The 13,256-nt window shown below is 56.6% G+C and carries 15 protein-coding genes; 10 read left to right on the top strand and 5 right to left on the bottom strand.

The features are described 5' to 3' along the window. Positions 1 to 59: 59 nt before the first annotated feature. From rqcH to HXY31_RS03565, 10 genes are all read left to right on the top strand, one after another. A complete protein-coding gene (gene rqcH, locus HXY31_RS03520) occupies positions 60 to 2,000 on the top strand; it encodes a ribosome rescue protein RqcH (protein ID WP_292639718.1) in 1,941 nt (646 codons plus the stop codon). Positions 2,001 to 2,022: 22 nt separating this feature from the next. Then, positions 2,023 to 2,607 (top strand): CBS domain-containing protein, encoded by a 585-nt coding sequence (locus HXY31_RS03525; protein WP_292639719.1) that lies wholly within the window; start codon positions 2,023 to 2,025, stop codon positions 2,605 to 2,607. Further along, positions 2,558 to 3,082 carry a Mut7-C RNAse domain-containing protein gene (locus HXY31_RS03530; RefSeq protein ID WP_292639721.1) on the top strand — a complete coding sequence of 175 codons (525 nt, stop codon included), beginning with the start codon at positions 2,558 to 2,560 and terminating at the stop codon, positions 3,080 to 3,082. Before HXY31_RS03525 ends, HXY31_RS03530 begins: the two co-directional genes overlap by 50 nt. A 29-nt stretch (positions 3,083 to 3,111) precedes the next feature. Further along, positions 3,112 to 3,738 (top strand): V-type ATP synthase subunit E, encoded by a 627-nt coding sequence (locus tag HXY31_RS03535; protein ID WP_292639722.1) that lies wholly within the window; start codon positions 3,112 to 3,114, stop codon positions 3,736 to 3,738. Next, on the top strand, positions 3,738 to 5,540 hold the full coding sequence (locus HXY31_RS03540) for a V-type ATP synthase subunit A (RefSeq protein ID WP_292639724.1): 1,803 nt from the start codon (positions 3,738 to 3,740) through the stop codon (positions 5,538 to 5,540). The genes HXY31_RS03535 and HXY31_RS03540 overlap by 1 nt, the downstream gene beginning before the upstream one ends. Then, positions 5,533 to 6,924 carry a V-type ATP synthase subunit B gene (locus HXY31_RS03545; RefSeq protein ID WP_292639726.1) on the top strand — a complete coding sequence of 464 codons (1,392 nt, stop codon included), beginning with the start codon at positions 5,533 to 5,535 and terminating at the stop codon, positions 6,922 to 6,924. Before HXY31_RS03540 ends, HXY31_RS03545 begins: the two co-directional genes overlap by 8 nt. Then, a complete protein-coding gene (locus HXY31_RS03550) occupies positions 6,924 to 7,586 on the top strand; it encodes a V-type ATP synthase subunit D (protein WP_292639729.1) in 663 nt (220 codons plus the stop codon). The genes HXY31_RS03545 and HXY31_RS03550 overlap by 1 nt, the downstream gene beginning before the upstream one ends. Then, positions 7,583 to 7,708 carry a hypothetical protein gene (locus HXY31_RS03555; RefSeq protein ID WP_292639731.1) on the top strand — a complete coding sequence of 42 codons (126 nt, stop codon included), beginning with the start codon at positions 7,583 to 7,585 and terminating at the stop codon, positions 7,706 to 7,708. The genes HXY31_RS03550 and HXY31_RS03555 overlap by 4 nt, the downstream gene beginning before the upstream one ends. Positions 7,709 to 7,837: 129 nt before the next feature. Continuing rightward, complete coding sequence (locus tag HXY31_RS03560) at positions 7,838 to 8,131, top strand: ATP synthase subunit C (RefSeq protein ID WP_342816047.1); 294 nt, start codon at positions 7,838 to 7,840, stop codon at positions 8,129 to 8,131. A gap of 98 nt (positions 8,132 to 8,229) precedes the next feature. After that, a complete protein-coding gene (locus tag HXY31_RS03565) occupies positions 8,230 to 10,329 on the top strand; it encodes a V-type ATPase 116kDa subunit family protein (protein ID WP_292639736.1) in 2,100 nt (699 codons plus the stop codon). A gap of 1 nt (position 10,330) precedes the next feature. Here HXY31_RS03565 and HXY31_RS03570 read toward each other — a convergent pair whose 3' ends face one another. From HXY31_RS03570 to HXY31_RS03590, 5 genes are all read right to left on the bottom strand, one after another. Further along, on the bottom strand, positions 10,331 to 10,498 hold the full coding sequence (locus tag HXY31_RS03570) for a hypothetical protein (protein ID WP_292639739.1): 168 nt from the start codon (positions 10,496 to 10,498) through the stop codon (positions 10,331 to 10,333). 85 nt (positions 10,499 to 10,583) lie between these two features. Continuing rightward, positions 10,584 to 10,901: a DsrE family protein gene (locus HXY31_RS03575; RefSeq protein ID WP_292639742.1), complete on the bottom strand. Its 318-nt coding sequence runs from the start codon at positions 10,899 to 10,901 to the stop codon at positions 10,584 to 10,586. A 44-nt stretch (positions 10,902 to 10,945) separates the two neighbouring features. Next, positions 10,946 to 11,686, bottom strand: coding sequence for a sulfite exporter TauE/SafE family protein (locus HXY31_RS03580; RefSeq protein WP_292639745.1), 741 nt, complete (start codon positions 11,684 to 11,686; stop codon positions 10,946 to 10,948). A gap of 5 nt (positions 11,687 to 11,691) precedes the next feature. Further along, positions 11,692 to 11,994 (bottom strand): PadR family transcriptional regulator, encoded by a 303-nt coding sequence (locus HXY31_RS03585; protein WP_292639747.1) that lies wholly within the window; start codon positions 11,992 to 11,994, stop codon positions 11,692 to 11,694. A 30-nt stretch (positions 11,995 to 12,024) separates the two neighbouring features. Beyond that, positions 12,025 to 13,242: an MFS transporter gene (locus HXY31_RS03590; RefSeq protein ID WP_292639750.1), complete on the bottom strand. Its 1,218-nt coding sequence runs from the start codon at positions 13,240 to 13,242 to the stop codon at positions 12,025 to 12,027. Positions 13,243 to 13,256 lie beyond the last annotated feature (14 nt).

Raw genomic sequence — 13,256 nt, forward strand, 5'->3', positions numbered from 1 at the left:
TCAAATCAATTTAAGGTTTTGTAGACGATTAATATTGACGTAGGGGCATCTACCGTGGCATGGAGCTCTCCGGCCTTGAGCTGCGCTACTTGGTAAACGAGATAGCGGCCAGGGTGACCTCCGGCTATTACGTCTCGCAGGTAAACGGCGTGACAAAGGACTCGCTCCTTTTGAGGCTGCACCACCCCACGCAGGAGGACATCATACTCGTGCTCTCAGTCAGGGGCATATGGATAACAAAGCTAAAGTTCAAGCTGGTCGAAGACAACAGGCTTGAAGGCGCCGCGATAGCGGAACTAGAGCGCGCCAAGATAGAGTCTATAGAGCAGGCCGGGAGCGAGCGCATCGCGTCGATAAGGTTCCGCAGGCTCGACGGCCAGGCGAGGGTGGCAGTGTGCGAGTTTTTCGGCGACGGCAACATCGCTATCTGCGACGAGGAGATGAAGATACTTGCTATCTTGAACCCTATCCAGGTCAGGCACAGGACCCTTGCAGTCGGGCTGAAATACGCGTTCCCGCCGTCAAGGGGCGTCGACGTCTTCCAGCTGACGCTGGCAGAGCTGCTGTCGCTCCGGGACAAGTCAAAGGACCTCGACGTGCTGCGCTGGATAGGCCGGGGCGTGTCGATGCCAAAAAAGTTTGTCGAAGAAGTAGCGACCAGGGCCGGCATACAGGGGTCGAGGCTTGCCGGCTCGCTTTCTGACGACGAGGTGGGCAGGGTGCATTCCACGATAAAGTCGCTTGTCGACGACGTGACTGCGGGCAAAAACCACGAGCCTGTAGTCATTATGCAGGATAACAAGCCCGTTGACGCGCTTCCGATAATAACTGGCGAGGCAAGGAAACTTGAGACAAAGGGCGCGCCCACCTTCATGGAGGCGCTTGACGAGGTCCTGAGCGCCGAGATACTCGACGTCGGGCGCAGCTCAAAGACAGTCGAGATAGACAGGCAGATTGCGGTGCTAGAGCACGACCTTGCCGAGCAGGAAAAAGCCAAGCAGGCAGTCATGCAAAAGGCCGAGGCGATACGCAGGCTTGCCGGCGCGCTGATGCAGGCATCGTACACGCAGGGCAAGCTCGACGACATCCTGTCTGCAAACTCGGCCTCGATAGTCTCTGACAAGGGCGTGAAATACGTGCAGGTGGCCGGCGAGGCTGTACGGTTCCAGGACAACCTTGCAAAGCTGAGCTCGATGCTTTTTGGGCGCGCAAAAGAGATGGAGCGCGGAAACGCGGCCATAGAGGAGGCAAGGGCAAAGCTTCTTGCGCAGATAGAGAAGCTGCGAAGCCAGACTGCAGCAATCCACAAAAAGATAGTCGTGCAAAAGCAGGCGTCAAAAGAGTGGTACGAGCGCTACAGGTGGTTTGTCACAAGCGAGGGCCACCTTGCGATAGGCGGGCGCGACGCGTCGTCCAACTCGGCGCTTGTGCGCAAGCACCTGACAGAGGACGACGTCGTCTTCCACGCAGAGGTACACGGCTCGCCGTTTTTCATCGTGAAAAACGCGGCCGGCCCGGCGCAGGAAGGCAGGATTGAAAAGAGCCTCGCAGAGGTCGCGCAGGCGACAGTCGCATTCAGCAGGGCGTGGAAGGACGGCCTCACAAGCGCCGACGCGTACTGGGTGCTTCCCGAGCAGGTGAAAAAGGGCGCACCCACCGGGCAGTTTCTGCCAAAGGGCTCGTTTGTCATCGAAGGCAAGAGGAACTACATCAAGGGGATAGAGGCGAGGCTTGCTGTAGGCATCGTGTCTGTGAACGGCCGGCAGGCGCTTGCTTGCGGACCCGAAGACGCCATCAAAAAGCACGCGCTCGTCTATGCTGTCTTGCTGCAGGGGGGCATGGACCCGATGAACGCTGCAAAAAAAGCCAAGTCGGCGCTTGTAGGGGCTGCGGATGACGTCTTGGCAGAGGCGATAAAGCGCATACCTCTAGACGACTTTGTCAGGGCGCTCCCCACGGGCCAGTCGCGAGTATCGTTTGCAAGCAGCAAAGATAATTAGAAACCGGCGTAAACACACGTCCGTGGTAAAAAAGCCAGTCAGGGAGCACGCCGACGCAAACATGACCACGCGCGTAGTCGTCAGGGACATCATGAACAGCCCGGTCATATCCGCCGCGCCGGGCGACAGCGTCAGCGGTGTCGCAAAAAAGATGAAGTCAGAAAAGATAGGCAGCATTGTGATTATGGACAAGGACAAGCCGGTAGGGCTTGTCACCGACTTTGACATCGTCGTAAACGGCGTGGCAAGGGGGGACGTTTCCAAGTTCAAGGCAAAGGACGTGATGCAGGACCTGCACACTATTGAAAGCGAGGAGAGCATCACCGAGGCCGCGCGCCTGCTAAGAAAGCACAACATCAAGCGTCTCGGCGTCGTTTACAAGGGCCGCCTCGTCGGCATCATCTCCGCGTCTGACGTGATTGCAGTCACGCCCGACCTGATCGACGTCGTCTCTGAAAAGGCCGCCATAATAAGGGGCGAGCTTGGCATAACCAGGCCGGCGAGGATGGTCTCGGGCTACTGCGACGAGTGCGGCGAGTGGTCCGATTCATTGCAGTATGAAGAAGAACAGTTCATCTGCGAGGTCTGCCGCGGCGAAGCGTCCTAGCGCAGCGTTCCTGGCAGACGCAATGCTGGGGAGCCTTGCGCGCAAGCTGCGCATATTCGGTTTTGACACCGAATACCTGGCCGGCACAGACGACGACAAGGTGCTTGCCCGCGGAATCGAGCAGGGCCGGATAATACTGACAGCCGACAGGGAGCTTTACAAGAGGATGGTCAAGCGCGGCGCCAGGGGCGTCCTGGTGGAGGGCGCCGGCGACCTCGAGGACATGGCGCACGTGCTCTCAAAGCTTGGGCTTGGGCTTGACGACGCCAAGATGGGCTCAAGGTGCGCCGCCTGCAACGGGCTCCTGGAGGAGGTGGCACGCAAGGACGCCCGGGGCGTGCCGGCAGGGGTGCTTGAGCGCCGGTCGCAGTTTTTCAGGTGCACTGTGTGCGGCAAGGTCTACTGGGAGGGCGGCCACATGGAAAAGATGTCTGCCTTTGCAAAGCAACTGCGTGCACGTCTGGCAAAAGGTTAAAATCACGTGTGGCGGGCATCCTCACCCGTATGAGTTCGAATTCTGCTCTAGAGCGAACCATTAACAAAGTTTTATCGCAAAAGGAGACAGAGCTTGTTTCGCAAATTGATTCTGCTTTTCAGGAATCACTGAAGAACCTGGAATCTTCAAGGAGCAGGCTTGAAGGCGAGCGCACCAAGATAATCGAGTCGGCACGCAAGCAGGCCGAGAACCTGAAGCGCCAGATAGTGGGCTCTAGCAGGCTTGCGGCCCGCAACAAGGAGCTTGTCACGATAGAGACCGACGTCAACAGGGCGTTTGAGGAGGCAAGAGAAAGGCTCGCAAACTCGGGCAAGGACAGCTCGTACCAGGCGCTCATGTCCAAGATAGTCGAGGAGAGCATCCCGCAGGTGGCCTCAGACGAGGTGGTAATCGAGTGCAACAAGAACGATGCAGACTTGGTGAAGAAAATAGTCGCCGACCTTTCTAAAAAGAACGCCAGGCTCAGGGCCAGCGTGTCTGACAGGCCCATAACCGCGATAGGCGGCATTCGTGTGAAATCTGCGGACGGCACCATGTCGTTTGACAACACGCTTGACTCGCGCATCGAGCGACTCAAACCTTTAATAAGGAAAAACATTGCACGCATGCTCAGAGGAGAGGAAGGCGAGGAATAATGGTAGCAAAGGGACGCATTGTTTGGGTCAGCGGTCCGGCGGTCAAGGCCGACGGCATGGCCGCTGCCAAGATGTACGAGACTGTAGAGGTGGGCGATTCAAAGCTCATCGGCGAGGTCATCAGGCTGACAGGCGACGTGGCGTTCATACAGGTATACGAGTCGACGTCCGGCCTAAAGCCGGGCGAGCCGGTGGTAGGCACAGGCCAGCCGCTGTCGGTGCTCCTGGGCCCGGGCGTCATTGGCAAGATCTACGACGGGATCCAGAGGCCACTTGACGAGATAGCAGAGAAGTCGGGCGCGTTCATCGGCAGGGGCATCCAGACCACGCCGGTCGACATGAAGAAGAAATACCACTTCAAGCCGTCCGTGAAAAAGGGCGACGAGGTGGGCCCGGGGTACATCCTCGGAACGGTTGAGGAAACTCCGCTTCTGACGCACAGCATACTCGTCCCGCCAGACCACGCGCAAGGCGCGAAAATAACGGACGTTGCGCCGGAGGGCGACTATAACATTGAGCACGTGATTGCGACGACAGAGAAGGCAGGCAAGAAGGTGGAACTGAAAATGTACCACAAGTGGCCGGTGCGCAAGCCGAGGCCTTATGCCGAGCGCTACGACCCGACAGTCCCGCTCGTGACAGGCCAGCGCGTAATTGACACCTACTTCCCTATTGCCAAGGGCGGAACGGGCGCAATCCCAGGAGGCTTTGGCACGGGCAAGACAGTCACCATGCACCAGATTGCCAAGTGGGCCGACTCGAAGGTAGTCGTCTACATCGGATGCGGCGAGCGCGGAAACGAGATGACAGAAGTGCTCGTCGAGTTCCCACACCTGCTCGACCCGAGGTCCGGCAGGCCGCTGATGGAAAGAACAGTTCTGGTCGCAAACACTTCAAACATGCCGGTCGCTGCAAGGGAGGCTTCAATCTACACGGGCGTCACCATGGCAGAGTACTACCGCGACATGGGCTTTGACGTCGTGCTTGTCGCTGATTCAACCAGCAGGTGGGCCGAGGCGCTCCGCGAGATGTCAGGACGCCTCGAGGAGATGCCGGCAGAGGAAGGCTACCCGTCGTACCTCGCGTCAAGGCTTGCAGAATTCTACGAGCGCGCAGGTCGCGTCCGGGCGCTTGGCTCTCCTGACAGGGCAGGCTCTGTCACGCTTGTGGGCGCAGTCTCGCCTTCAGGTGCCGATTTCACGGAACCAGTCACGACGCACACCATCAGGTTCATCAAGACCTTCTGGGCGCTTGACACTAGGCTTGCGTATTCCAGGCACTACCCGTCAATCAACTGGATGCAGTCGTATTCAGGGTACCTTGAAGACGTTGCAAAGTGGTGGAGGGAAAACGTCAGCGGCGACTGGTACGAGCTTCGCGCAGAGTCGTACCAGATCCTGCAGAGGGAAGACACCCTGAAGGAAATCGTCAGGCTGCTCGGCCCCGAGGCGCTCCCGGACGAGGAGAAGCTGGTGCTCGAAGTCGCCAGGATGATAAAGATTGGCATCCTGCAGCAGAACTCGTTTGACAAGATAGACACTTACTGCAGCCCCGAGAAACAGGTGAAACTTGTGAAATTGATGGTCAAGTTCTTCAAGGAGGCGCAGAAGGCTCTGAAGTCGGAGGTCTCGCTGGCAGACATCAGGGCGATGCCGATAATCCCGCAGCTCTTGAAAGCGAAATTCGAGATACCAGAGGACCAGCTTTCAAGGCTTGCAGACCTGGACAAGCAGGTTGACGAGGAGTTCCGCAAGCTGGGCTCCGCAAGCAGCAAGAGTGAGGAGGTAAAAGTAGTTGCCTGAAACAACATCTGGAATTGAATACACAAAGGTAGCAGAGATCAAGGGGCCGCTGATGGTAATAGACGGAATCACCAAGGCCTCTTTCGACGAACTGGTGGAGATTGAAACGTCAGAGGGCGAGCGCAGGCTCGGCAAGGTCCTCGAGGTGGGCTTTGGCAAGGCAGTGGTGCAGGTCTTTGAAGGAACGACCGGCCTGACCATCACCGGCACAAAGGCCAAGTTCCTCGGCAAGACCATGGAGATGCCGGTCTCGCAGGAGCTTTTGGGCAGGGTGTTTGACGGCCTCGGCAGGCCAAACGACGGCCTTCCCGATCCCATTGCCGACAAGTTCCTCGACGTAAACGGCGAGCCCATGAACCCCGAGCGCAGGGAATACCCGACATCATTCATCCAGACCGGCGTGTCTGTCATCGACGGCATGCTGACGCTTGTCAGGGGCCAGAAGCTCCCGATATTTTCCGGCTCTGGCATGCCGCACAACATACTGGCGGCTCAGATAGCCAGGCAGGCGTCAGTCGTCGGAACCAAGGAAGACTTTGCCGTCGTGTTTGCGGCAATCGGCGTGCAGTATTCAGAGGCGCAGTACTTCAAGCGCTCGCTTGAAGAGTCTGGCGCGCTGAGGCGCTCGGTGCTCTTTTTGAACCTTGCAGACGACCCGGCAATCGAGAGGATCATCACACCCCGTGTCGCGCTGACAGTAGCAGAATACCTTGCGTACGACCTTGGCATGCACGTGCTTGCAATACTCACAGACATGACCAACTATGCTGAAGCCTTGCGTGAAATTTCTGCGGCAAGAGAGGAGGTCCCCGGCAGGAAGGGATACCCCGGCTACCTCTACACAGACCTGGCGAACAACTACGAGCGCGCAGGCAGGATAAAGGGCAAGAACGGTTCTGTCACGCAGGTGCCGATTCTGTCCATGCCGGCAGACGACATCACGCACCCAATTCCAGACCTTACCGGATACATCACAGAAGGCCAGATAGTGCTTGGCCGCGACCTTTTCAGAAAGGGCGTCTACCCGCCTGTCAACGTCTTGATGTCGCTTTCAAGGCTCATGAAGGACGGAGTCGGAGAGGGCAAGACCCGCGCGGACCACGCCGAAGTCGGCAACCAGATGTACGACCTGTATTCAAGGGCGCAGGAAGTCAGGGCGCTTGCAGAGATTGTGGGGCGCGCCGGCCTGACCGGAACCGACCTGAAGTACCTTGACGCCGGCGACATGTTCGAGAACCATTTCCTGAAGCAGGCGCCGGACGAGAACAGGAACCTCGAGGAGACGCTCAGCAGGGCGTGGGAAGTGCTCTCGACGCTCCCAGAGGGCGAGCTGACAAAGATCAAGGAAAAGCACATCAAGGCATACTACAAGGGTAGCAAGTAATGTCGTCAAGAAGGGTCACGGCAACCAAGATAGAGCTCATCAAGATACGCCGCTCGATGCAGGTCGCCAAGATGGTCCACAAGATCCTTGACGACAAGCGCGAAGTGCTCCTGAAAAAGATAGACGAGATGATAGAGGAGGCCAACAAGGCCCGCGAAGACATCTGGTCGCCTCTGGGCGAGATCTATTCAGCCGTCTACACCGCGTACATGACCCTTGGCACCACGACCCTTGAATCCATTTCAGATTCGACTCCGAGCGTCATGGAGACAGACGTCAACGTGCGCAGGATTGTTGATGTCAAGATCCCGACGCTTTCAGTCAAGACCCGCGAAGGCGGCCAGCACCTCTCTTATGGTTTCATAGAGACAAACGCCTCTGTCGACAAGGCGTCGAAACTGATAAAGAACATGCTGCCCGCAGTCTGCAAGGCCGCGGAATACGAGAACGCGATATTCAGCCTTGCAAAGGAGCTTGAGCGGACGCAAAAGCTGATAAACGCTCTTGAATACATCATCATCCCGCAGTACCAGGACGCCATCTACTTCATCAAGGCGACGCTTGAAGAGCGCGAGCGCGAGGAGTTTGTCAGGATCAAGAAGGTTAAAGTAGTGCTTGACAAGAAAAAGATAGCAGAGCAGGAGGCAATGGCAAAGGCATGAGCGATATTTCCAGTCATTTCGAAAAGGCAAAGGCCGACCTGAAGGCCGAGCGCGACTCGATGGCGCAGAAGGTCAAAGACGAGGTTGCCCAGAGCAAGCGCAAGGCCCTTTCAAGGGTCTAGCCGCCCTTTTTCCGTATTTCATTTAGCGCAGAATTCATCCAACTCGCAGTGTAGTTATAATTAAATAGGGCTGACGGCGCCCAAGCCATAATGAAGAGGCAACTGAAAGTAAGAGGAGCAATCTCGCTTTTGACAGTTCTCGCGGCAGTTGCGATTGCAAGCATAACCTTTGCGACGCCATCTGCGTATGCACAGGAAGCAGCAGCCACTGAATCCAGCGCGTTCAAGTTCCTGGCGGCAGGCCTTGCGTTCGGCCTGGCTGCGCTTGGCGCAGGCATCGGACTTGGCTTCGTGACTACAGGCGGTCTTGCGGCCATCAGCGAAAACCCCAAGATGCAGTCCAGCGTGTTCATCTTCGTGGGTATGGTCGAGTCAATCGCCATCTACGGCATCGTCATGATGTTCATCATCCTGGGCCAGTAGAAAAACCACGGGCCGCAAAAGCGGCCATTTTCCTCCTTTTCTCATTTTTGCCTCACAGAAACGATTTTAAAGAGAACGTCTTGTCATCGTATTGAAGCATGGGGCTAGCGACGCTGAAAAAGGCCACGATCATCCTGCCAAGGCTGGAGACGCAGGAAGCCGTGAGCAAGCTTGCAGAGCTGGAGTGGTTCCACCCTATCCAGGCCCCATCGAGCACCGAGCACATCAACCCGTATTACGACGATCTTTTGCTAAAGGCGCAAAAGCTGTTCCAGGACATTGATGAAGTGGTCAAGGCGCTTGGCATACCCGTTGAAGCCGGCGTCATGGCGACCATGTTCAAGGGCGCGCCAAAGGGCAAGACCGACTACCAGATTGACGACATGCAGGGCTTTATCGCGGACCTCGAGGAGAGGAGCGCCAAGGCCCTTGAGGAGCCCCGTCGCGTAATCAAAGAGCGCGAGGGCATCCGCAAGCATCTGGAAGAGTACGGCAACCTTGCGTCTATCACGGAAGGCGCGTCGAGCCTGAGCATGGACCTGACAAGCCTGGGAAAGCTGAGCAAGTTTTACGCCGGCATTTTCGTTATTGACTCGACTGACGAAGCCGAGATAAGAAAGAGCCTCGAGGATCTCCCGCTTTATTCCACCCGGCTTGGGGAGAAGAAAGTCGCGCTGTCTGTCATAGGCGCGGCAGGCGACACCGAGCGCATAACAAAGGTGATGCGCAGTTTCGGCGTCAACCCGCTTGCAATCCCGGCAAACATGCCCCAGAACCCGAGCGTGGCGTTTGCAGAGGCAACCGCCAAGGTTAAGGAGCTTGAAGCCGCGCAGGAAAAGCTCGACAAGGAAATTGAAAAGCTGACCCAGTCGATAATCACGACGATGCTGTCGCTACGAGAGGCGGCAGGCGTAGCCAAGGACGTGCTTGAAACCACGAGAAAGCCTGGAGGCACGCGCAACTTTGCAGTAATCCAAGGCTTTATCCCAAAAGAGATGGAGGGCAAGTTCAAAAAGCTGACAGGCGACTATGTCTCCATAGTCGAGGACGCCGGCGTGACTGTGGACTACCACGACGCGGGCAAACCTGCGATGCCGACGCTCTTGAACAACAAGGGCTACTCCAAGAACTTTGAAGTCGTGACTGAAACACAGGGCCTCCCGCGCTACGGCGAGGTCGACCCGACGCCCATAATATCGATTGTCTGGCCGGTCTTTTACGGGCTGATGTTTGCAGACTTTGGTCACGGCATCCTGCTCTTTGGACTCGGCATGCTCTTTCGGATACGCGGCCAGGGCAGGCTCAGCGTCTGGGGCACCCTGATAGCTGCAAGCGGAGTGGCAGCGGCAGTCGGCGGGCTTGGGACCGGAGAGATGTTTGGTTTCCATTTCGATCACCTTGCGATACTTGAAGACTTTGCGAATGCACTGCCGTTCGTAGGCCTGCTTTCAGTCTCGGAACTGAGCTTTGATCAGGTGGTAAAGATCCTTGCCATCTCTATAGCCATAGGCATCGTGCACCTCCTGATGGCCTTCTTCCTCAGGCTGAGGTCGGACCTCAAGGCAGGCAACAAGACGGTGGCGTTCCTGCACGACGTGCCTATTATCGTCCAGTACCTCGCTGTCGTGGCGCTGATACTTGCCTCAATAGGCGCCCAGTACGACATCATAGACATGTTCCTTACGTGGGATCACAACGAGCCCGTTCCGTGGCTTACGTTTGCGTTTGGCAATTGGGTGACCGTCAACCTGGTGGCAAAGGCCGGCCCGCCTGTCATCTTTGCCTGCATGGCTATCACAATCATCGGCGGCATGAAGGAGGAGAAGCACTACAAGGCAATGGGCAAGGACTCCCCGCACGGCGGGCTCATGGGCATCATAGTCGAGACCTTCATGGTAAGGACGATAGAGATGCTTGCCAACACCATCAGCTACTCACGGCTTGGCATCATGCTCCTTGTGCACACAGCGTTGCTCGTTACCGTGAACAACTCGTTTGAGCACGGAGGCGGCCTTGCAATCCTGATAGGCGGCAACATCGGCATCATGATGATTGAGGGCCTGATTGTATACATCCAGACCATCAGGCTCCACCTGTACGAGTGGTTCCCCAAGTGGTACGCTTCTGACGGCGTCCAGTTCAAGAAGCTGGTACCCCAGATGCTCTATTCCAACCTGAAGTGGAAGGAAGACAAGTAGCCTAGGCTTTTATTGCAATCTTGGGCTTGAAGTTCTCGAAAAGGTCGTAGGTGGCGCAATAAGTGCAGGCTTCTTCCTCGTCGTTGCAGGTGTAGCCCTCGCGCTGGTAGAACCTGCACAGGGAAGCGTACCTGCACCGGACCGTTTTGTTCGCAGCCTGCGATTCCATGCCCTAGCCAACGCTGGCTGGCTATATGGCAAGTGCGAGTACTGTGCAATGCAATGTGTGCATTAGACTGCACTGTACGCTGCCATCAGAAGGTCAGAACCCTGTCAGACTCGACTACGAGCTTGAGCATGTCCTTCATGGTCGAGATGGGGCAGACTTCAAACTGCATGTTGCGCGACTTGATGCACGTCCCGCACGCAAGCATGGTGCCCCCAAGCTGGCCCAACTTGTCCAGCTGGTCCTTTACGTCGAACCTGTCGCTCTCGATGCTCTCGATCTCGACGCCCTGGCCCAGCAGAAAGACCTTGACCTGATGATCTTCCAATATTGCGGTGTTTGCAAACCGGAGCGCGTTCCAGACAGTTTCCGGGTCGGTCTGGGAGATTATGATGCCTATTTTCATCCACCACTGCAGGCGCTCGAAGGACTGATTAATCTTGCGCCAATCTACAGCTGAATCGCCACGGCGCCGTCTACAATGAACTTGATGCTTGCCAAGATGATTGCAATCAAGACCATCTTTCTGAACTTTGCCTGATCTATCCTGCCCACTATCCTGCGACCCACATACGAGCCGCCAAGCGCTATTGCAAACAGGACAGGGATAAGGTAGTAGTACTGCTCTGTCAGAAAGCCGCTTGCGATGTAAGAGGGTATCCTGGTCGCGTCCGTGCCAAGGGCTATCACGGCTGCCGTGGCGATGTACTTTTCCTTCTCTATCTTCAGGCCCGTGAGAAAGGTCGCCCTCAGGGCCCCGCCCGTGCCTATGAGGCCGACTATAAAGCCCGAGACCCCTCCTCCTATCACCAGGGATTTTGTGGACGCAGGAAACGCGATCTTGGGTCTTACAAGAAACACAGCAGAAAGCGAGATCAGAAATATCCCGAGAAGCAGCTTCAAAAACGTCTGCGACAGGTCGCCCACAAGCGTGGCGCCAAGCAGGCTCAGGGCAAAGCTCGGCAGCCCGAACACCAGCAAAACTTTCCTGTCAAGGCCGTGCCTGAAAAACGCTATCCTGCCGACGTTTCCAAAGAGGTGGAATATCGCCACCAGCACCAGCGCGGTCTTGAAGTCGACAAGGTAGGAAGCAAGGGGCAGGTAGATGGTCGACGAGCCGAATCCTGCCATCGTGCCGACCACTTCGGAGAAAAACCCGATCACGATAAGGAGAATGTCCGCAAGCTCCATGTGGATCACTCTAGGACTTCGGAGACAAGCTCGTCAATTTTGGGCCTGACGTGGCGCAACGCCTGCCTGCCCTTTGGGGTGGCACTGTAGTAAATCCTTGCCCTGCCCTTTTCAGTCCTCTTTTTGCTCTCAAGATAGCCATCCTCTTGCATCTTGTGGAGCGTGGGGTAGAGCGTTCCCGGCCCTATGCGGTAGCCGTGCCTCCTCAGCTCCTCCATCATGTCGACGCCGCAAAAGCCCTCTTTCTGGGCATGGTAGAGGACGTGGATCTTGATGAACCCGAGGAGGAACTCCCTTGAAATATCCATAATATCGATTCGCGATATCGTAATACGATATTATATAGGTTGTTGCGTCTTGTATTTTCGCAGGAAAACTCCCATCGCAGAGATCGCAACCATTGTTACGGCCGCGCTGTAAGAAACTGCAGCTGCAAGGCCAAAGCTGTCCCACAGGAACCCAAACATGACGTTGCTTGCAAAAAAGCACACGCCGATTATCAGGTTGTACAGTCCAAACGCAGTTCCGCGCAGCTCCGATGGGACGTACCTTGGGATGACGGCCCTCTGGACTGTCTCTGAAATGCCTACATACAGGCCAAATACTGCGGCAAGCACATACGCGTAGAGCACGTTTCCGGCAAACATCACCATAAGGAGCGTTGAGACAAGAAAGACCGAGTACCCGATTATCAGGGTCTTTTCCTTCCCTATCCTGTCCGCAAGAATACCCGACGGGATGCCTATGACGGCGTGAGACACGTTGATGGCGGCGTAGACGAGCGGGATAAAGCTCTCCTCGACTCCGAGGTCCGACGCGCGCAGGAGCACGAATGAAAAGTTGAACGCGCCAAGGCTAAAGATCCCGGCGACCCCGAGCAGTAAAAGGAGCGGCCTGTTGCCTTTGAGCAGCACCCTGATGTTGCCCAGCATCGTCGTCCCGGCCTTGCTCTTTACAGCAATTTCTTTGACAAAGAATACCAGGACCAGGACTGCAATCGCTCCGGGTATCAAAGACGCAAGGAAAACGCCGCGTATGTCAACCACCTGCAAGAGGGCAAACGCCGCTACTGGGCCGACTATGGCTCCAAGCTGGTCTATGGTCCTGTGCAGGCCAAAAGCCCTGCCTACTCTGGATTCCGGGACCGAGTCTGCAATCAGGGCGTCCCTCGGCGCCGTCCTGATGCCCTTTCCAACCCTGTCGCCCGACCTTACAAGAAAGGCGTCGACCCAGCTTGAGGCGGCGGCAAAGAACGGCTTGCTTGCAGTAGACGCCGCATAGCCTGCAAGGACAAACACCTTTCTCCTGCCCGTTTTGTCAGACCACGAGCCGGACAGCATCCTAAAGGCATAGCTGACAAGCTCTGCCGAGCCTTCGATGGTCCCTAGCAAAAGCCGCGAAGCGCCCAGTGTGCTCACGATAAAGAATGGCAGGACGCCGAGGACCATCTCTGTCGAAACGTCCGTAAAAAAGCTGACTATGCCAAGCGCCGTGACGTTTCGCATGCCGCCTGCCGGCGCGGCTGGTTCCGGTACGGGACGGTCAGGCGGCTCCAAGATGCACCGTCAGT

This window comes from Nitrososphaera sp. (genome assembly GCF_013388945.1).
GTDB lineage: Archaea > Thermoproteota > Nitrososphaeria > Nitrososphaerales > Nitrososphaeraceae > Nitrososphaera.